Source organism: Caballeronia hypogeia (assembly GCF_001544875.2).
GTDB classification, from domain to species: domain Bacteria; phylum Pseudomonadota; class Gammaproteobacteria; order Burkholderiales; family Burkholderiaceae; genus Caballeronia; species Caballeronia hypogeia.
The window spans coordinates 50,489-70,110 of sequence record NZ_FCOA02000030.1; the positions used below are offsets into that span (position 1 = coordinate 50,489).

Annotated in this window: 14 protein-coding genes; 11 read left to right on the top strand and 3 right to left on the bottom strand. The window is 66.6% G+C overall.

Features of this window, described 5'->3' with window-relative positions; all coding sequences use genetic code 11:
* Window positions 1–4: 4 nt before the first annotated feature.
* The 4 genes from aspA (at window position 5) to AWB79_RS30580 (ending at window position 4,814) form a co-directional block, all read left to right on the top strand.
* Window positions 5–1,423, top strand: a complete 1,419-nt coding sequence (gene aspA / locus AWB79_RS30565; RefSeq protein ID WP_061171179.1) for an aspartate ammonia-lyase — start codon at window positions 5–7, stop codon at window positions 1,421–1,423.
* A gap of 63 nt (window positions 1,424–1,486) precedes the next feature.
* Complete coding sequence (locus AWB79_RS30570; RefSeq protein ID WP_061171180.1) at window positions 1,487–2,611, top strand: asparaginase; 1,125 nt, start codon at window positions 1,487–1,489, stop codon at window positions 2,609–2,611.
* Between the two features lie 134 nt (window positions 2,612–2,745).
* Entirely contained in the window at window positions 2,746–3,948 is a 1,203-nt protein-coding gene (locus AWB79_RS30575) for a mechanosensitive ion channel family protein (RefSeq protein ID WP_061171181.1), read from the top strand.
* A 107-nt stretch (window positions 3,949–4,055) separates the two neighbouring features.
* Window positions 4,056–4,814, top strand: coding sequence for an SDR family NAD(P)-dependent oxidoreductase (locus AWB79_RS30580; RefSeq protein ID WP_061171204.1), 759 nt, complete (start codon window positions 4,056–4,058; stop codon window positions 4,812–4,814).
* A 27-nt stretch (window positions 4,815–4,841) separates the two neighbouring features.
* Here AWB79_RS30580 and AWB79_RS30585 read toward each other — a convergent pair whose 3' ends face one another.
* Complete coding sequence (locus tag AWB79_RS30585; RefSeq protein WP_061171182.1) at window positions 4,842–5,315, bottom strand: Lrp/AsnC family transcriptional regulator; 474 nt, start codon at window positions 5,313–5,315, stop codon at window positions 4,842–4,844.
* Window positions 5,316–5,494: 179 nt separating this feature from the next.
* Between AWB79_RS30585 and AWB79_RS30590 the strand changes: the two genes are divergently transcribed.
* Both AWB79_RS30590 and AWB79_RS30595 read left to right on the top strand, forming a co-directional pair.
* Window positions 5,495–6,877 (top strand): amino acid permease, encoded by a 1,383-nt coding sequence (locus AWB79_RS30590; protein ID WP_061171183.1) that lies wholly within the window; start codon window positions 5,495–5,497, stop codon window positions 6,875–6,877.
* Window positions 6,878–6,887: 10 nt separating this feature from the next.
* Window positions 6,888–8,093, top strand: coding sequence for an amino acid aminotransferase (locus tag AWB79_RS30595; protein ID WP_061171184.1), 1,206 nt, complete (start codon window positions 6,888–6,890; stop codon window positions 8,091–8,093).
* Between the two features lie 22 nt (window positions 8,094–8,115).
* Here the strand turns inward: AWB79_RS30595 and AWB79_RS38965 are convergent, their stop codons facing one another.
* Both AWB79_RS38965 and AWB79_RS41095 read right to left on the bottom strand, forming a co-directional pair.
* Window positions 8,116–8,256 (bottom strand): hypothetical protein, encoded by a 141-nt coding sequence (locus tag AWB79_RS38965; protein ID WP_157695882.1) that lies wholly within the window; start codon window positions 8,254–8,256, stop codon window positions 8,116–8,118.
* On the bottom strand, window positions 8,234–8,377 hold the full coding sequence (locus AWB79_RS41095; protein WP_374728576.1) for a hypothetical protein: 144 nt from the start codon (window positions 8,375–8,377) through the stop codon (window positions 8,234–8,236). The genes AWB79_RS38965 and AWB79_RS41095 overlap by 23 nt, the downstream gene beginning before the upstream one ends.
* A gap of 171 nt (window positions 8,378–8,548) precedes the next feature.
* Between AWB79_RS41095 and AWB79_RS41100 the strand changes: the two genes are divergently transcribed.
* From AWB79_RS41100 to recD, 5 genes are all read left to right on the top strand, one after another.
* Window positions 8,549–8,755, top strand: a complete 207-nt coding sequence (locus AWB79_RS41100) for a hypothetical protein (protein WP_061171186.1) — start codon at window positions 8,549–8,551, stop codon at window positions 8,753–8,755.
* Window positions 8,756–9,009: 254 nt separating this feature from the next.
* The gene (locus AWB79_RS30610; RefSeq protein ID WP_061171187.1) at window positions 9,010–9,954 is read left to right on the top strand and encodes an ADP-ribosylglycohydrolase family protein; all 945 of its coding nucleotides are present in this window, start codon (window positions 9,010–9,012) and stop codon (window positions 9,952–9,954) included.
* Between the two features lie 145 nt (window positions 9,955–10,099).
* Entirely contained in the window at window positions 10,100–13,639 is a 3,540-nt protein-coding gene (gene recC, locus AWB79_RS30615; RefSeq protein WP_232471068.1) for an exodeoxyribonuclease V subunit gamma, read from the top strand.
* Window positions 13,636–17,439 carry an exodeoxyribonuclease V subunit beta gene (gene recB / locus AWB79_RS30620; RefSeq protein WP_061171188.1) on the top strand — a complete coding sequence of 1,268 codons (3,804 nt, stop codon included), beginning with the start codon at window positions 13,636–13,638 and terminating at the stop codon, window positions 17,437–17,439. The genes recC and recB overlap by 4 nt, the downstream gene beginning before the upstream one ends.
* Window positions 17,436–19,589: an exodeoxyribonuclease V subunit alpha gene (gene recD / locus AWB79_RS30625; protein ID WP_082862515.1), complete on the top strand. Its 2,154-nt coding sequence runs from the start codon at window positions 17,436–17,438 to the stop codon at window positions 19,587–19,589. The genes recB and recD overlap by 4 nt, the downstream gene beginning before the upstream one ends.
* Window positions 19,590–19,622 lie beyond the last annotated feature (33 nt).

The window sequence follows — 19,622 nt, forward strand, 5'->3', positions numbered from 1 at the left end:
CATCATGCTTGCACCCGCAGAACGTATCGAACACGACCTGCTCGGCGATCTCGCCGTGCCCGCCACCGCCTACTACGGCGTGCACACGCTGCGCGCGCTGGAGAACTTCCCGATCACCGGCATCGCCATTTCCGCTTATCCGAATCTCGTCAACGCGCTGGCGAGCGTGAAGGAAGCGGCCGCGCTCGCGAACCACGATCTCGGGCTATTGAGCGAGGTGAAGATGCAGGCCATCGTGCAGGCATGCCGGCAAGTGCGCTCGGGCACCGCGCACGAGCACTTCGTCGTCGATGTGATTCAGGGCGGCGCGGGTACGTCGACCAACATGAACGCGAACGAAGTCATCGCCAATCTCGCGCTCGAACATCTCGGGCATCAGCGCGGCGAGTACGGCGTGCTGCATCCGAACGAAGACGTGAATCTCGGCCAGAGCACCAACGATGTCTATCCGACGGCGCTGAAGATCGCGACCTACGCCGGCATCATGCAGCTCGTCGATGCGATGGGCGTGCTGCGCGCATCGTTCGAACGCAAGGCGCGGGAGTTCGCCGACGACCTCAAGATGGGGCGCACGCAGCTTCAGGACGCGGTGCCGATGACGCTCGGCCAGGAGTTCAGCACCTTCGCTGTGATGCTCGGCGAGGATCAGGAGCGGCTCCGCGAAGCGGCGCAACTGATCTGCGAGATCAATCTCGGCGCGACGGCGATCGGCACCGGCATCAACACGCATCCGGAATACGCGCCGCTCGCGTGCCGGCATTTGAGCGAAGTCACGGGCATCGCGCTCAGCACGTCGCCGAACCTGGTGGAGGCGACCCAGGACGTCGGCTCGTTCGTGCAGCTTTCCGGCGTGCTGAAGCGCGTCGCGGTCAAGCTTTCCAAGACCTGTAACGATCTGCGGCTGCTCGCGAGCGGTCCGCGCGCCGGTCTCGGCGAGATCAACCTGCCGCCGGTGCAGGCGGGTTCCAGCATCATGCCGGGCAAGGTGAATCCGGTGATTCCGGAAGTCGTCAACCAGATTGCGTTCGAGGTCATCGGCAACGACGTGACCGTCAGCTTCGCGGCCGAGGCGGGGCAGCTTCAGCTCAACGCGTTCGAGCCGATCATCGCGCACAGCCTGTTCAAGAGCGTCGCTCACTTGCGCGCGGGCTGCCTCACGCTCGCCACGAAGTGCGTCGACGGCATCACGGCAAACCGCGAGCGGCTGCGCGCGATTCTCGAGAGTTCGATCGGCATCGTGACCGCGCTCAATCCGTATATCGGCTATACGCATTCGACGGAAGTCGCGAAGGAAGCGCTCGCGTCCGGCAGGAGCGTGGCGCAGATCGTGATCGAGCGGGGCCTGCTGAGCCAGTCGCAACTCGACGAAATCCTGCAGCCCGCCATGCTCACGCAACCGAGAAGAATCGCTTCGGCTGCCTGAAGGTCTTTTCACGGAGCGGCGCCTGCGTCATGCGCGGCGCTGCCATCATTCGAGGAAACGAAAATGAACACCTGCATCATCATGCGCAACACGATGCGCCGTTCTTGCGCCGCCGCGCTGCTCGTCGCGGGGCTGCTAGCTGGCGCCAGCGCCGGGGCCGCCGATGCACCGTCGCCTCAACCGGGCGCCGCGACGGCGAGCGCGCCGCGCGTGCTCGTGCTGGCGACCGGCGGGACGATCTCGGGCACGGCCGATCCGCGCTCGGCGATCGGCTACAACTCGGGCAACGTGAAAGGCCAGGAACTGGTGCGCGGCGTTCCGGGCATCGAAAAGCTCGCGAGCATCAGCGCGGAGCAGATCTCGAACGTCGGCTCGCAGGACATGAACGACAAGATCTGGCTGCAACTCGCGCGGCGCATCGACGAAGCGTTCGAACGGAACGAGGCGGACGGCGTCGTGATTACGCACGGCACCGATACGATCGAGGAAACTGCCTTCTTTCTGCATAACGTGTTGCGCTCGAACAAGCCGGTGGTGCTGGTCGGCTCGATGCGGCCCGGCGGGACCACGAGCGCCGATGGCCCGAACAACCTCTACGAAGCCGTCGAAGTGGCGGCGAGTGCGCAATCGCGCGGCAGGGGCGTGATGGTCGTGATGAACGACCAGATTCACGCGCCGCGCTGGATCACCAAGACGAATACCACGGCGGTGCAGGCGTTCGCGTCGCCGAATGCGGGCGCGATCGGTTATGTCGATCCGGCGAGCGTGCGCTTCGTCACACCGGCGCCGCAAACGGCGCGCGACGCGCTGAGCCTGCCCGCCGACGGACAGTTGCCGCGTGTCGATATCGTCTACGCGCACAGCAACATGGACGGACGCCAGATCGATCACGCGATCGCCGACGGCGCGAAGGGCATCGTCGTGGCAGGGGAAGGCGACGGCGACGCGTCGAAGGAAGCGCTCGCCGCGCTCGACCGGGCAGTGAAGAAGGGCATCGTGGTGGTTCGCTCGACGCGGGTGTTGTCGGGATTCGTGAACCGCAACGTCGAGGTGGACGACGACAAGCGCGGCTTCGTGGTATCGCTCGACCTGAATCCGCAGAAGGCTCGCTTGCTCACGCAGTTGCTGGTGGCGAACGGGATCACGGACCCGGGTCGCGTGCAGGAGGCCTTTAAGGGGACGTGGTGACGGGAGCTGAGGCGGTGGCGCAAATTGCGGCGCTCTCCCTACTACAATAACTACACGCGTCCGTCCGATCCCCCAGACGAATCGGCCGGACGCACCCGCGTGACGACATTGGTTTTCCCACAGCAGGAGAGTCCATGTTCGGCAACCACTTGCATATCCAAAGCGGAGCGGACTGGAGCCAGGTCCACGTCGCCACGGATAGCTGGGCCATCGCGACCCTGCTGGTGGCCATCCTTCTGCTCGGCATTCTCCTGGCGAGCACCCTCTGCTACTACCTGACCCGCTGGATCATGCTGATTGTCGTCAGCCGGCTCGCGCGCAGGGAAGGGCGCAAGTGGCTGATCGCCGCCGAGCGCCACAAGGTGTTCCATCGGCTCGCGCCGCTCGTGCCCGCGGCGATCGTCTATGCATCGGCGCCCACGCTCTCCGGCCTCACGTTTCCCGTGATCCCGTCGCTCGGACGGCCCATGGGCGTGCTCGCCGCCTGCTACATGGTCTACACGCTGGTGCGCGCGGCGCTCGCACTGCGCGACAGCATCGAGGAACGCTACAGCCATGTTCCGTCCGCGACCGAGCGGCCGATCAAGAGCTTCCTGCAAATCGCCACCATCGTGGTGTATCTGATCGCGCTGATCGCGATCGTGTCCTTGCTGATCGGCCGCTCGCCGGTCTATCTGCTCACCGGCCTGAGCGCGATCACCGCGCTGCTCATCATCATCTTTCGCGACTCGCTGCTGGGCTTCGTCGCCAGCATCCAGCTCGCGGCCTACGACATGCTGCGCGTGGGCGACTGGATCGAAGTGCCCGGATTCGTCGCGGACGGCACCGTGATCGATATCGCGCTGAACACCATCAAAGTGCGCAACTTCGACAACACGATCGTGATGTTGCCGAGCCAGCTTCTCCTGACCAACAGCGTGAAGAACTGGCGCGGCATGACCGAGTCGGGCGCGCGGCGCGTGCGTCACGCAATTCATTTCGATGTCGACACCGTGCGCTTTCCCGACGACGCCATGCTCGCGCAACTCAACGAACGCATCGGCCGGCGGCTCGTGATTCCCGAAGGCGAGCCGCGCACGAACCTCGGTCTATACCGCTACTATCTGAGCGCGTATCTGCGCGAACATCCGGCGGTGCGCCGCGACAAGCCCTTCGTGATCCGCCACATGCAATCCACGGCGCCGATCGTCGCGCTGGAGATTTATCTGTATGTAAGCGAGATTCGCTGGGAGCTTTACGAAAAGCTGCAGTCGGACCTGATCGATCATGCCTATGGCGTCGTGCCGCTTTTCGGGCTGCGCTGCTGGCAGAAGGATCGCTCGTCATCCACGCCGTGAACGCGGCGGCATTGTTCGCTGTAGCGCACAACCCGTGCGCATTGAAGCGGATTATCGAGCAGCGTCGCGGCCGCTATTCTGTGGACACATATCACGGAGCGTCCATCATGTCCGACAGAAAGATCGCGATCGTCACCGGCGGCAGCCGCGGACTCGGTCGCAACACCGTGCTCAATCTCGCGAAGCGCGGCATCGACAGCATCTTCACGTATCACAGCAATCGCGCGGAAGCGGAGCAGGTCGCGAAGCTCGTGACGGAAGCGGGCGCGCAATCGGCGATCTTGCAACTCGATACCGGCGACACGCGCGGCTTCGATGCGTTCGTCGACGAAGTGCGTCGCACGCTCGCCGGATGGGGCGCCGGGCGCTTCGACTTTCTCGTCAACAACGCGGGCACGTCGCATCACAACAGCATCGAGAAAACCACGGAAGCGGAGCTCGATCAGCTCTACAACGTGCATTTCAAGGGCGTGTTCTTTCTTACCCAAAAGCTCTTGCCGCTGATTCGCGACGGCGGCCGGATCGTGAACGTTTCGTCGGGCCTCACGCGCATCATCGTGCCGGAAAGCGCGCCTTATGGCTCGATGAAGGGCGCCGTTGAAGTGCTGACCAAATACATGGCGAAGGAACTCGCGCCGCGCAGGATCGCCGTCAACGTGGTCGCGCCGGGCGCGATCCAGACGGACTTCAGCGGCGGCATCGTGCGCGACAATCCCGAGCTCAACAAGCGCATCGCCGACATGACCGCGCTCGGCCGTGCGGGCCTGCCCGACGACATCGGACCGATGATCGCCTCATTGCTGTCGGAAGACAATCGCTGGGTGAATGCGCAACGCATCGAAGTGTCGGGGGGCATGGCGATCTGAACCCGCAGCGCGTGAGGGCGGCGCGCGTCACGGTTCGAGCGGCACCGCGCTCACGCACTTCAATTCGTCGAGACACACGCTCGACTTCACGCCGCTCACGCCGGGAATGCGCATCAGCGTATCGAGCAGAAACTCCGACAGTCCCTTCAGATCCCGCGCGATGACCTTCAGCATGTAATCGATATCGCCGGTCACCGCGAAGCACTCCTGGATCTCCGCGAGCTTTGCGACCACGCCCTTGAACTTCGCCAGGTCGCGCACGTGGCCGCGCTCCATCGTGACCTGGATGAACGCCACCACGCCGAAGCCGAGCGTCTGCGCGTCGAGCCGCGTTTCATAGCCTTTGATCACGCCCAGCTCCTCCAGCCGCCGATGCCGCCTGAGCGTCTGCGCGGGCGACAGGCTGATCGCCTCCGCCAGTTCGAGATTGGAGATGCGTCCCCGGGATTGCAGAATCCCGAGCAGACGCAGGTCGATACGATCGATCTCGATAGTCTGCAATTTAATTTCTCCAAACGCCGTTCTCAGGAAATCGAAATCCGCAAACTAGGGTTTATCTGCGGTTCGTACGAAATCCTATTGTGCCGCAACAAATTTACACTGATTCCCCTAAATCGAGCGGGGGACGCCTGAAGTACGATGCGTCCGCAATTCACCGCATCACAACAGGAGAGAGACACGTGGCACATGAGGCAGATGGCACGCTCAAGCGCGGCCTGAAGAACCGTCACATTCAGCTGATCGCGCTGGGCGGCGCGATCGGCACCGGGTTGTTTCTCGGCATCGCGCAGACCATCAGGACGGCGGGACCGTCGGTGCTGCTCGGTTACGCGATCGCCGGCATCGTTGCGTTTTTCATCATGCGGCAACTGGGCGAGATGGTGGTCGACGAGCCCGTCGCCGGTTCGTTCAGCCATTTCGCCGACAAGTACTGCGGGCAATACGCGGGCTTCCTGTCGGGCTGGAATTACTGGGTGCTCTACATCCTGGTGTCGATGGCCGAGCTGTCCGCCGTCGGCATCTACGTGCAGTACTGGTGGCCGGGCATTCCCACATGGGTCTCCGCGCTGGTCTGCTTCTGCGTGATCAACGCGATCAACCTGACGAGCGTGAAGTCCTACGGCGAGCTGGAGTTCTGGTTCGCGATCGTCAAGGTCGTGGCGATCGTCGGCATGATCGGCTTCGGCGGCTGGCTGCTGTTCTCGGGCAACGCCGGGCCGGAGGCGAGCGTCTCGAACCTGTGGCGTCATGGCGGCTTCTTCCCGAACGGCGTGTCGGGTCTCGTCATGGCGATGGCCGTCATCATGTTCTCGTTCGGCGGGCTGGAGCTGGTCGGCATCACGGCGGCCGAAGCCGATGATCCTTCGCGCACGATTCCGCGCGCCACCAATCAGGTGATCTACCGCATCCTGATCTTCTATGTGGGCGCGCTCGGCGTGCTGCTTTCGCTGTATCCGTGGCAGAAGGTCGTGGCCGGCGGCAGCCCGTTCGTGCTGATCTTCCACGCAATGAACAGCAACTTCGTCGCGCACGTGCTCAATGCAGTGGTGTTGACGGCGGCGCTGTCGGTCTACAACAGCGGCGTGTACTGCAACAGCCGCATGCTCTACGGTCTCGCGCAGCAGGGCAACGCGCCGCGCGCGCTGCTCAAGGTCAACAAGCGCGGCATTCCGCTCGCGGCGCTCGGCGTTTCGGCACTGGCGACGGCCGCATGCGTGCTCATCAACTACCTGATGCCGGGCAAGGCGTTCGAGTTGCTGATGGGTCTGGTCGTGTCGGCGCTCATCATCAACTGGGCGATGATCAGCCTGATCCACCTGCAATTCCGCCGCGCGAAGGCTCGCGCCGGTGAGACGACCGTGTTCAAGAGCCTCGGCTATCCGCTCACCAACTATCTGTGCCTCGTGTTCCTCGCGGGCATTCTGGTGGTGATGTGCCTGATCCCCGATCTGCGCATCTCTGTGTATCTGATTCCCGTGTGGCTCGCCGTGCTCGGCGTGGGTTACATGATTCGCAACCGCCGCACGGGCGCGGCGTTGCCGTCGCGCATGCAGTCGCGTTAAAGGAGACAACATGTTCGAACACATCGAAGCCTATCCTGGCGACCCGATCCTCTCGCTGAACGAAGATTTCGCGAAGGACCCGCGCGAGGGCAAAGTCAACCTGAGCATCGGCATCTACTACGACGAAGCCGGCCGTCTGCCGGTGATGAGCGCCGTGCGCGAAGCCGAAGCGCATGTCATGTCGATGCCCGCCGCGAAGCCTTATCTGCCGATGTCGGGACTCGCGTCCTATCGCGACGCGGTGCAGTCGCTCGTGTTCGGCGAAGACTCGCCCGCGCGCGCCGAAGGCCGAATCGCGACGCTGCAGACATTGGGCGGCTCGGGCGCGCTCAAGGTCGGCGCGGATTTCATCCGCCGTTACTTTCCCGGCTCGCAAGTCTGGGTGAGCGATCCGACGTGGGACAACCATCGCTTCATCTTCGAGCGCGCGGGTTTCGTGGTTGGCACGTATCCGTACTATGACGAAGCGACCGGCGGCCTCAGGTTCGATTCGATGCTCGCGGAAATCCGCGATCTGCCCGCGAAGAGCGTCGTGCTGCTGCACGCGTGCTGTCATAACCCGACGGGCGTCGATCTGAGCGATGCGCAATGGGCGGAGCTGATCGGCGTGATGAAGCAGCGCGACCTGCTGCCGTTCATCGACATGGCGTATCAGGGCTTCGGCGCGGGTCTTGACGCCGATGCCTTCGCGATCCGCGAGCTGGTGCGCCAGAACGTGCCGGCGCTGGTCGCCAATTCGTTCTCGAAGAACTTTTCGCTGTATGGCGAGCGTTGCGGCGCGCTGTCGGTGATCTGCGAGTCGGCGCAGGCGGCGGCGCGCGTGCTCGGGCAACTGACGAGCGCCGTGCGCGCGAACTACAGCAATCCGCCGACGCACGGCGCGAGGATCGTCGCGCACGTGCTCACGACGCCCGCGCTGCGAAAGTCGTGGGAGGACGAGCTCGCATCGATGTGCCGGCGCATCGCGCGCATGCGTGGCGAGATTCACGCGCGTTTGCGCGGCAACGTGCCGGACGCGATGCTCGCGCGTTATCTGGCGCAGCGCGGCATGTTTACGTACACGGGACTTTCCGCGACTCAGGTGGACGCGCTGCGCGAGCAGCACGGCGTTTATCTGATCCGCTCGGGGCGCATGTGCGTGGCGGCGCTCAACGAAGGCAATGTCGATGCAACCGCCGCGGCGATCGCGGAGGTCCTGGCGGCGGTGGCGGTTTGAGGTAGCGCGGGGCGCGCACGGCTCACGCGGCCGGCGCGTCCCGGAACGGCAGGCTTCCGAGCTTCGCGGCGGCCTCATCGATATCGTGCGGCAAGGTCACGAAGTGCGCCGCGTTTCTGCCGTTCAGGAACCACGGTCCGTCACGTTCGGCGGACGGTGTCATGGATGAGCGCGCCGGCCAGCGTCCGCGCTTCGTCCCCGTACCGGCCGACATACGCCGCCAGTTGATACAGATCCTCCCGCTGAGGCAGCGGGTGCAGGTTCTTGTACCTGACGTCGGCCAACGCGACGGTCCGGTCATCGGAGTTCAGCAGCGCATCCGGCTTGAGCGCGCCGTGTGCGCCAGCGCCGGAAGTCCCGCGCCGATCGGGACACGATTTGTCCGATTGGGCGGCGATGATGTCGGCACGCAGCGGCGCCGTCGCGCGAATCGATCATCGGCAAGGGGGCCGGCCATGTCCTTGGAATACATCCGCGACAGTCGCTTTCATATCATCGGCAGCATTCGCACCGACAACAACGGCAAGCAGACCGCTTACGACGCGCATTTCCACATGGTCGGCATCTACGACCCGCAGATGAACCTCACGCGCGACGCGCGCTTCCGTGTGTTCGGCGGCGGCAATCAGCTTTCCGCGCTGATCTGGCGCGCGCACGCATGACGCGCTGCGCTTCGGGCACGCGCTGTCCGGCGCGCTCGCTACACTGCGCATCGATACGAAATACGACAGCCAAGCCACGCGCTGCGACCCGAACCGAACATAGCCAAAACCGAAGCGGGAAGCGAGGGGTGACAGTCTGAGTGACAGTCCGCGCGCGGCCGTCCACGAGAACGCCATGGCGACCATGGCACACCGGAGGCGCGCCGCGCGGGGCGGTCGATAAAAACAGCATCACAGAACGAGCGAGGGACCAGATGAACGACATTCTCACCGCAACACACACTGAACGCTGCCGCGCCGGACTCTACGGCCTGCTTCTGGGCGACGCCCTCGGCGTGCCCTACGAGTTCCACGACGCGGCGGACCTGCCGCCCGAAAGCGCCATAGAGATGGAGCCGCCGCAGGGCTTTCGCCGCGCGCATCGCGGCGTGCCGCCCGGCACCTGGAGCGACGACGGCGCGCAGGCGCTTTGCTTGCTCGAAAGCCTCGTGCAGTATCCGTCGCTCGATCTCGCCGATTTCTCGCAGCGCCTGATCGCGTGGTACGAGCACGGCCACATGACGCCCGACGGCCACGTATTCGACGTCGGCATCCAGACTTCCCGCGCGCTCGACGACCTTCGCCACGGCGCCGCGCCCGCGAGCGCGGGCCCGGGTGGCGAGCGCGACAACGGCAACGGCGCGCTGATGCGCTGTCTGCCGGTGGTGTTCGTCGCCGCATCGGACGATGAAGCCGTGCGCCTCGCGATGCGCCAGGGGCTCGTCACGCACGGCCATGTACGCTCGCAACTGTGCTGCGCACTGTATGCGCTGATCGCGCGCCGCCTGCTCGAAGGCGCGAGGGCGTCCGATGCCGTAGCACGGGCCGAAGCGGATCTGCGCCGCCGTTTCGACAGCACGCCCGCGGCGGCGGAAATGCGGCGCGTGCTCGAAGCCCGTCGCGAACCCGCGCGTGGCTCGGGTTATGTGCTCGACAGCCTGTGGTCGGCGGTGCAATGCCTGCTCGACACGGGCGATGTCGAAACCTGCCTGCGCCGCGCCGTCACGCTCGGCAACGATACCGACACAACCGCCGCCGTCGCGGGCGGGCTGGCCGGGCTGCTGTACGGTCCGCGCGCGCTGCCGGCGCGCTGGGTCGCCGCGCTGCGCGGCCGCGAAATCGTCGACGCGCTATTGGCGGAGTTGCCGCGCCCCGCGTGATCGGTCGCCTTTTCGGGGCGTTGAACGCCCCGGCCAAGCATCGGCGAATCCGCACATTCGCTAGAATCGGCGTTCGGCCGGCATCCCGCCAGGACGTCCGCGCCCGGCTCATCGCCGTGGCCGCCGCATTTTCCACGGAGTTTTCTTGAATCCGAATTCCCTGCCGCCCGGGCTGATGCTCGTCCATGGCAACCGCTCCGAGCGCCTGCGCGATCTGCTCGTCGAATGGATGAAACGCTATCCGCTCGCGCCGCTCGAAAACGAAACCATCCTGGTGCAGAGCAACGGCATCGCGCAGTGGCTCAAGCTCGCGCTCGCCGCGCCCGCGCATGCAGCGACCGGCGAGGGCGGCTGCGGCATCGCCGCGGCGCTCGATATCGTGCTGCCGTCGCGCTTCATCTGGAAGGCGTATCGCGCGGTGCTGGGGGCGGAGCGGGTCGCCGAGGTGTCGCCGTTCGACCGCACGCGCCTCGTGTGGCGTCTGATGCGCGTGGTGCCTGCGCTCACGGGCCGCGCCGGATTCGAGCCGCTCAAGCGCTTCATCAGCGACGACGACGACCGCCGCAAGCGCTATCAGCTCGCGGTGCGCATCGCCGATCTGTTCGAGCAGTACCAGATGTATCGCGCGGACTGGCTCGCGGCGTGGCGCCAGGGCGAGGACGTGGCGATCGGCGCGCGCGGCGAACGCGTGCCGCTGCCCGACGAGCAGCGCTGGCAGGCGGCGCTGTGGCGCGAACTGGTCGATGAAGTCGCGCACTCGCCGGGCGGCGAATCGGGCGAAATCTCATCCACGGGCGGACGCGCGGCGGTCCACGAAGCCTTCATGCGCGCCGCCGCCGAGTGGCCCGAAGGCACGCGTCCCGGGAGTCTGCCGCGCCGCATCGTGGTGTTCGGCATTTCGAGCCTGCCGCGCCAGTCGCTGGAAGCGCTCGCGGCGCTCTCGCGCTGGAGCCAGGTGCTCATGTGCGTGCCGAATCCGTGCGCGCATTACTGGGCCGACATCGTCCCCGACAAGGACCTGCTGCGCGCGGCGCACTCGCGTCAGGCCCGGCGCGAAGGGGCGCCCGCCGAGCTTGCGGCGGACGAGTTGCACTTGCACGCGCATCCGCTGCTCGCGTCGTGGGGCAAGCAGGGTCGCGACTTCATCGGCCTGCTCGACGAGTTCGACAGCGCCGAGGCTCGCGAAAGCTATCGCGAGCGGTTCACCAATATCGGCGAGCGCATCGATCTGTTCGAGGAGCGCGATGGCGAGACCATGCTGGAGCAGTTGCAGGACGATATTCGCGACCTGCGGCCGCTGCGCGAGACGCGCGAGCAATGGCCGCCGGTCGATCCCGAATTCGACGCGTCGATCCGCTTTCACGTCGCACACGGGCCGCAGCGCGAAGTGGAAATCCTGCACGACCAGTTGCTGGCCGCCTTCAACGCCGATGAAACCCTGCGCCCGCGCGACATCATCGTGATGGTGCCTGACATCGAAAGCTATGCACCGCATATTCAGGCGGTGTTCGGCCTGCTGGAGCGCGGCGATCCGCGCCATATCCCGTTCACGGTGGCCGATCGCGGCCAGCGCGCCGCCGACCCGCTCATCGGCGCACTGGAAACGCTGCTCAATCTGCCGCGCTCGCGCTTCACCGTGAGCGATCTGCTCGACCTGCTCGACGTGCCCGCGCTGCGCCGCCGCTTCGGCATAGCGACCGCCGATCTGCCGCGCCTGCGCGCGTGGGTGCGCGGCGCGAACGTGCGCTGGGGCCTGCACGCGAAGCAGCGCGCGAGCCTCGGCCTGCCGAAGGAAGACGAAGCCGCCGCGCCGCACACGTGGGCGTTCGGCTTGCGGCGCATGCTGCTCGGCTACGCGGTCGGAAGTGATGCGCAGGCGTGGCAGGGCATCGAGCCGTTCGGCGAAGTGGGCGGCCTGGATGCGGCGCTGCTCGGCCCGCTCGCGCGCCTGCTCGACGCGCTCGATCACGCGTGGGACACGCTGAGCACGCCCGCGACGGTGCCGGACTGGGCCGCGCGCCTGCGCGAATTGCGCGACGCCTTCTTCCTTTCCGATGACGCCCAGGACGCCTACACCTTCGCGCGTCTGGACAACGTGCTGCAAGGCTGGCTCGACGCCTGCGCGGAAGCTTCGCTGGAAGACGAGCTGCCGCTGTCGGTGGTCGCGGACTACTGGTTGTCGGAACTCGACCAGAACGAGTTGTCGCAGCGTTTTTTCGGGGGCGCGGTCACCTTCGCGACACTCATGCCGATGCGCGCGATTCCGTTCCGCCGCGTCTGCCTGCTCGGCATGAACGACGGCGATTATCCCCGCACCCGCGTGCCGATGGACTTCGACCTGATGCGCGGCTATTACCGTCCGGGCGACCGTTCGCGCCGCGAGGACGACCGCTATCTGCTGCTCGAAGCGGTGCTGTCGGCGCGCGATCATCTGCATGTGTCGTGGGTCGGGCGCAGCATCAACGACAACAGCGAGCGGCCGCCGTCGGTGCTGATCGGGCAGTTGCGCGATCACCTGTCGCAAGGCTGGGCGCATATCGACGACGATGAAGGCTTGCTCGAAGCCATCACCGTCGAGCATCGCCTGCAGCCGTTCAGCGCGGACTATTTCCGCGCCGACGATGCGGCGCTTTTTACCTATGCCGCCGAATGGCGCGAGACATCGGACGATCCGCGCGCCGCCGACCACGCGCCGCTCGCCGCACCCGAACGCGAGGAGCCGCTCACGCTGCGCGAGCTCGCGGACTTCGCCCGGGACCCGGTGAAGACGTTCTTCCGTCAGCGCCTGCGCGTCGCGCTCGACGACGAAGAAGCCGTGAGCATCGACGAAGAGCCCTTCGAGCTCGATCCTCTCGTGCAGTGGTCCTTGCAGAACGAGCTGATCCAGGCGCAGGCGGCCGGTCCGCTCACCGACGAAGCGCTTGCGCAGACGCGCGAAACGCGCATGGCGGCGATCCGCCGGCGCGGCGATCTCGCGAGCGGCGGCTTCGGCGATCACATGAGCGACGCGCTGCTGGAGCCCATGGACAAGCTCTTCGACGAATGGCGCGCGCAGCTCGCGCGCTGGCCGGTTGCGATCGGGCGCGATCGCGAGGTGCGGTTTCAGACCGAAGGCGTCGCGCTGAAGACTCTGGAACTCGCGGACTGGCTCGGCCACTGGCGCGCCGACGAAGCGGGCCGCGAAGTGCGCCTGCTGCTTTCGACCAGCTCGCTCGTCGACGACAAGAGCCAGTATCGCTATGCGAAGCTGCTCGGCCAGTGGGTCGAGCATCTGGCCGCGAATATCGATGCCAGCGTGACGACGGTCGTCGTCAGCAAGAAGGGCACGGTCGAAATGCCGCCGCTCGCATCGGACGATGCGCGCACGCATCTGGGCGATCTCATGCGCCTGTGGGAAGAGGGCATGACGCGGCCGCTGCCGTTCGCGTTGGACACGGCGCTCAAATGGCTCTTCGAGAGCGGCAAGGGGCAGGACGCGGCGCACGCCAAGGCGCGCAGCACGTACGAAGGCAGTCCGCCGTTCGTGCGTGGCGAACTGGAGCAGAGCGCGTCGCTCAGACGCGCGTATCCGACGTATGACGCGCTCAGCGCGAGCGGCGAGTTCACGCATTACGCGAGGCGCGTGCTCGAACCGATGCTCGCCGCGCTCGACAGGAAACAGGCGGCAGCAGGAGCCGACGAATGACGGTTTTCATCGATCACGATCACAATCAGGCGCCGCGGCCGCTCGAACCGCTGCGCTTTCCGCTGACGGGCCGCAGCCTCATCGAGGCGAGCGCGGGCACCGGCAAGACCTTCACCATCGCGATGCTCTATGTCCGCCTCGTGCTCGGCCACGATCCCGAAGGCGCGTACGAGGACGCACAGCCGCGTCCGCTCACGCCGCCGGAGATTCTCGTCGTGACCTTTACGGACGCGGCCACGAAGGAGTTGCGCGACCGCATTCGTGCGCGCCTCACGGAAGCCGCGCGTTATTTTCACGAGGAGCCGGACGCCGACGCCGATGTTCTGCTGCGCGAACTGCGCGCCGAGTATGAGCCGTCGAAGTGGCCGTCGTGCGCGCGCCTGCTGCAATCGGCCGCCGAATGGATGGACGAGGCGGCCGTGTCGACCATTCACGGCTGGTGCAATCGCATGCTGCGCGAGCACGCGTTCGACAGCGACAGCCTCTTCGACCAGACGCTCGAAACGGATCAGAGCGACCTGCTGGCGGAAGTCGTGCGCGATTACTGGCGCACCTTCATGGCGCCGCTCGACGCACAGAACGCGGCCGCCGTCACGACCTGGGCGACGGGTCCGGAGAAGCTGCAAAAGGCGCTGCGCAATCTGATCGACGTGAGCGCGCTGTTGCCCGAGGCGAGGACACCAGCCGAAGAACTCGATGCACGCGCGGAGCGTCTCGCGACGCTGAAGGAGCCGTGGAAAACCTGGCCCGACCAGATGCGCGAACTGCTCGATGCCGCGCGCGCCGCGAAACGGTACGACGGCAGGAAGTACGGCCAGGCGAACTGCAATCGCTGGCTGCAGGCGCTGATCGACTGGGCCAACGATCCGGACGCGGCGGAACCTGCGCTCACCGACACGGCATGGGAGCGTTTCTCGCCGGGCGAACTGGCGGCGCAGTGCCTGAATGGCGCGCCGATTTCGCACGAAGCCTTCGATGCGCTCGCCGCCTTGCGCGAAGAACTGAATGTGCTGAAGGCATGCCGCGGCAAGATCCTCGCGCACGCGGCGCGCTGGGTCGGAAAGCGCTTCGGCGATGAACAGGCGAAACGCGCGCAGATGGGCTTCGACGATCTGCTCGAACGCCTCGATCGGGCGTTGCAGGGGCCGAACGGCGCGCGGCTCGCGGAAGTCATCCGGCGGCAGTTTCCGGTCGCGCTGATCGACGAGTTTCAGGACACGGACCCGGTGCAGTACCGCATCTTCGACACGGTCTATGGCCCGGGCGACGACCACGCGGGCGATGCGCGGGAACGCCACGCCCTCATCATGATCGGCGACCCGAAGCAGGCCATCTACGCGTTTCGCGGCGCGGACATCTTCACGTATCTCGACGCGCGGCGTTCCTGCGGCACGCGTCTCTACACGCTCGCGAAGAACTTCCGCTCGACGCACGCAATGGTCGCAGCCGTCAATCATTGCTTCAATCTCGCGGAAACGCGCGACGAAGGCGGGGGCGCGTTCCTGTTCCGGCGCGGCAAGGTCAATCCGGTGCCGTTCGTCAACGTGAGCGCGCAGGGCTGCAAGGACGCCTTCACGGTCGATGACGAAACGCCGCGCGCATTGACCGTGTGGTCGATCACATCGGACGCCGCCGACAAGCCGATGGCCAAGGGCGCGTACATCGAACGGATGGCGGCGGGCTGCGCCACCGAGATGGTGCGCCTGCTCGAACTCGGCCGGCGCGGCGCGGCGGGCTTCGACGGACCGGAAGGGCGCCGCCCGCTACGTCCCGCCGACATGGCCGTGCTCGTCAACAACCGCGACGAGGCGCGGGCGATCCGCGCCGAACTGGGCGCGCGCGGCGTGCGTTCGGTGTATCTCTCCGACAAGGACTCGGTCTACGCGAGCGCGCAGGCGGGCGAAATGGCGCACTGGCTCGCCGCGTGCGCCGAACCGGAGGACGGGCGGCTCGTGCGCAACGCGCTCGCGACGACGACGCTCGGCCTTTCCTATGCCGAACTCGACGCGCTGTTCCGCGACGAATCGCGCTGGGAAGCCTGCATGCTGCAGTTTCGCGGCTATCGCGAATACTGGCGCATCAAGGGCATCCTGCCGATGCTGCGCGCGTTCCTCAACGACTTCCACGTACCGGCGCGCCTGCTCGGCCTCGACGCCGGCGCGCCGCGCGCGAACGCGGACGGCGAACGTGTGCTCACCGACCTGCTGCATCTCGCGGAGCTGCTGCAGCAGGCGAGCGTGCTGATCGAAGGCGAGCAGGGCCTGATCCGACATCTGCTCGAAGAGCGCCACGCCGCGAATGAGGGCGGTGGCGGCGACTCGCGCCAGATCCGACTGGAAAGCGACGGCGATCTCGTCAAGGTCGTGACCATCCACAAGTCGAAGGGGCTGGAATATCCGCTCGTGTTCCTGCCGTTCATTTGCGCGCATCGTCCGGTCGAGGCGGGCGACTCGCTGATCAAATGGCACGACGACGATGGCGCGCCGCACGTCGCGATCGAAGGCGCGGGCGAGATGCTCGAACGCGCCGATGACGAACGTCTCGGCGAAGACCTGCGCAAGCTCTACGTGGCGCTCACGCGCGCGCGTTACGCGACGTGGATCGGCATGGCGCCGTTGAAGGCGCTGGAGCGCAGCGCGATCGGCTATCTGCTGAACGGGCGTGAGCCGCTCGTGCCCGCGCGCTTCGAGGAAGCATTGAAGGACGGTCTGGCTTCGTCGGAGGATGTGGCGTTGTCGGCCGCGCCGGAAGCCGGCGTCGAACGTTTTCAGGCGGATGGCGCGCAGATGCGTCGCGGCGGTGCGCGGGTTTCGGCACGCGTGGTGCGCGAGGCCTGGTGGATCGCCAGCTATTCGAGCCTGAAGACGGTGGGCGGCGCACATGCGGCCGAGCCGGAAACGCGCGGACAGGATGTCATCATCGAAATGCGCGATGCGCAGGGCGAGGGCGAAGACGCCGCAAGCGACGACGATACCGAACGCGAAGAAGCCGATACGCGCCGGCAACCCGCGCCGGCGTCCACGGGAACCGCGCTGCATGATTTTCCGCGCGGTTCGCAGCAGGGCAGCTTCCTGCACGATCTGCTCGAATGGGCGGCGGAGCAGGGCTTCGCGCAGACAGCGAAGGAGCCCGCGGCGTTGCGCGAAGTGATCGCGAGGCGCTGCAGCGTGCGCGGCTGGGAACGCTGGATCGACCCGCTCAACGCGTGGATGCTGCAGATCATCTCGACGCCCTTCGTGCTGAAGGCGGAGCACGGCATGCGGCCGGCGTCGTTCGCGTTGTCGGCGCTGGCAACGGCGCTCGGCGAGATGGAGTTCTGGTTCGCGGCGGAGCGTGTCGACACCATCGAGCTGGACCGGCTCGTGCGCGCCCATACCTTCGACGCCGCCGAGCGTCCCGCGCTCGAACAGACGCAGCTCAACGGCATGCTCAAGGGCTTCATGGACCTCGTGTTCGAACACGACGGACGCTACTACGTGGCCGACTACAAATCGAACTGGCTCGGCGCGGACAATGCCCATTACACCGTCGAGCGCATTCGCGCGCAGATGCTGCGCTCGCGCTACGACTTGCAGATGGTGCTGTATCTGCTCGCGCTGCATCGGCTGCTGAAGGCGCGCCTGCCGGACTACGACTACAACGCGCATATGGGCGGAGCGGTCTATCTGTTCGTGCGCGGGCTGAACGCGCCGTCGCAGGGCGTGTGCGCCGAGCGTCCGCCGCGCGAGCTGATCGAGCGGCTCGATGCATTGTTCACGGGCGAGCCGAACGTTCTCGCCGCTGGTCTGGAGATCGAATGAGCACGCCGTTTTTCGCGCTTCCCGCCGATGTTCCCTTCGACGCGCGCCGCGCCCTCGACACCGCCCGCGACGCCGTGCAACTGCTCGCCCGCTGGGTGCAGCGCGGCTGGTTGCGCGAGGTCGATGCGGCCTTCGCCCAGTTCCTCGCGCGCGAAGCCGCCGACGCCTCGGGCCTCCTGATTCTCGCGGCCGCGTTTGCGAGCCATCAGCTCGGGCGCGGCCACGCGTGTCTCGATTTGTCGGCGACGCTGTCGGACCCGGCCTTCGCGCTGTCGCTGCCGCCCGATGGCGCGAGCGCGCGTCGCGAACCCGGCGCGGAGGATGACGACGACACGCCGCTATTGCCGTCGAGCGTGCTCAAGGGCGTGACGCTCGCGCGCTGGAAAGCGGCGCTCGCGCATTCCGCGCTGTTGAGCGAGGGCGAGGGCGACACGCCGCTCGTGCTGTCGGACGAGCGCCTGTATTTGCGCCGCTACTGGCGTTACGAACAGGACGTGTGCCGCGCGATTGGCGAGCGCATCGCGGGCGAGGACGCTTCGCCGCACGCGTTCGACATGGCCGCGCTGCGTCATGCCCTCGATGCGCTGTTTCCTGCGAACAAGCGAGCGCCGGACGATGAAGCCGACTGGCAGAAGCTTGCCTGCGCGCTCGCCGCGAAGAGCGCGTTCGCCATCGTGACGGGCGGACCGGGCACGGGCAAGACGACCACGGTCGTCAAGCTGCTTGCATTGCTGCAGGCGCAGGCGCTCGCCAGTCCCGTCGATTCGCGCGCGTTGCGCATCCGCCTGGCCGCGCCCACCGGCAAGGCGGCGGCGCGGCTGAACGAATCGATCGCGGGCGCGGTCGCGAAACTGCCGCTCGACGCGTTCGGCAACGGCGAAGCGATTCGTGCGGCGATTCCCGTCGATGTGACCACGCTGCACCGGCTGCTCGGCACGGTGCCGAACTCGCGGCGCTTTCGCCATCACGCGGGCCGTCCGTTGTCGCTGGATGTGCTCGTGATCGACGAAGCATCGATGGTCGATCTGGAGATGATGAACGCGGTGCTCGCCGCCTTGCCGCGCGGCGCGCGCATCGTGCTTCTGGGCGACAAGGATCAGCTCGCCTCGGTCGAGGCGGGTGCGGTGCTCGGCGAGCTGTGCAGCCGCGCCGCGCGCGCGCACTACACGCCCGCCACGCAGGCGTGGCTCGAAGCCGCGAGCGGCGAGCATGTCGCCGCGCAATATGCCGATGCGGCGGGCGGTGCGCTCGACCAGTGCGTCGCGATGCTGCGCAAGAGTCATCGCTTTTCATCGACGAGCGGTATCGGCAAGCTGGCCTTTGCCGTCAACGAAGGCAAGCGCGGCGACATCGCGAAGATTCTCGCCCGGGGCTACGAGGACATTGCGTACGTGGACTGTCCCGAGCGCGGCGATGCGGTGCTGAAGGCGCTGGCCGTCGAGGGCGCGGTGGCGGCGGCGGGCGTGACCGGCGATCTGTTCGCCGAAGCTGATGCGCCGGTGCGCCACGGCTATCGCCACTACCTGAAGACAATGCGCGACCGCAAACCCGCGCCGGATGCCGCCGACGAAACATTCGACGCATGGGCGCATGCGGTGCTGTCGGCGCACGGGGAGTTTCAGTTGCTGAGCGCGCTGCGCCGCGGGCCATGGGGCGTTGAAGGGCTGAACCGGCGCATCGCGCGCCTGCTGCAGGAAGAGAACCTGATCCATGCCGGCGCCGAGTGGTATGCGGGCCGTCCGGTGCTCGTCACCCAGAACGACTATGAACTGGGGCTGATGAACGGCGATATCGGCATCACGCTCGCGCGGCCGGGCAGCGACGGCAAGCCGGTCTTGCGCGTGGCGTTCGCGGCGGGCGATGGCTCGGCGCGCATCCGCTGGGTGCTGCCGAGCCGGTTGCAGGCCGTCGAAACCGTGTTCGCGCTCACTGTGCACAAGTCGCAAGGCTCGGAGTTCACCCATGCCGCGCTGGTGCTGCCCGAGCGGATCAGTCCCGTGCTCACGCGCGAACTGGTCTATACGGGCATTACTCGGGCGCGCAAGTTTCTGACTATCGCGAGCGCCGGCGGCATGACGCTCGTCGAGCAGGCCGTGCAGGCGAGCGTGCAGCGCGCGAGCGGGTTGTCGGCGGCGTTCGATGCACGGTAGGCGCGTGGCTCATTCGCGAGCCTGCGCCGTGCG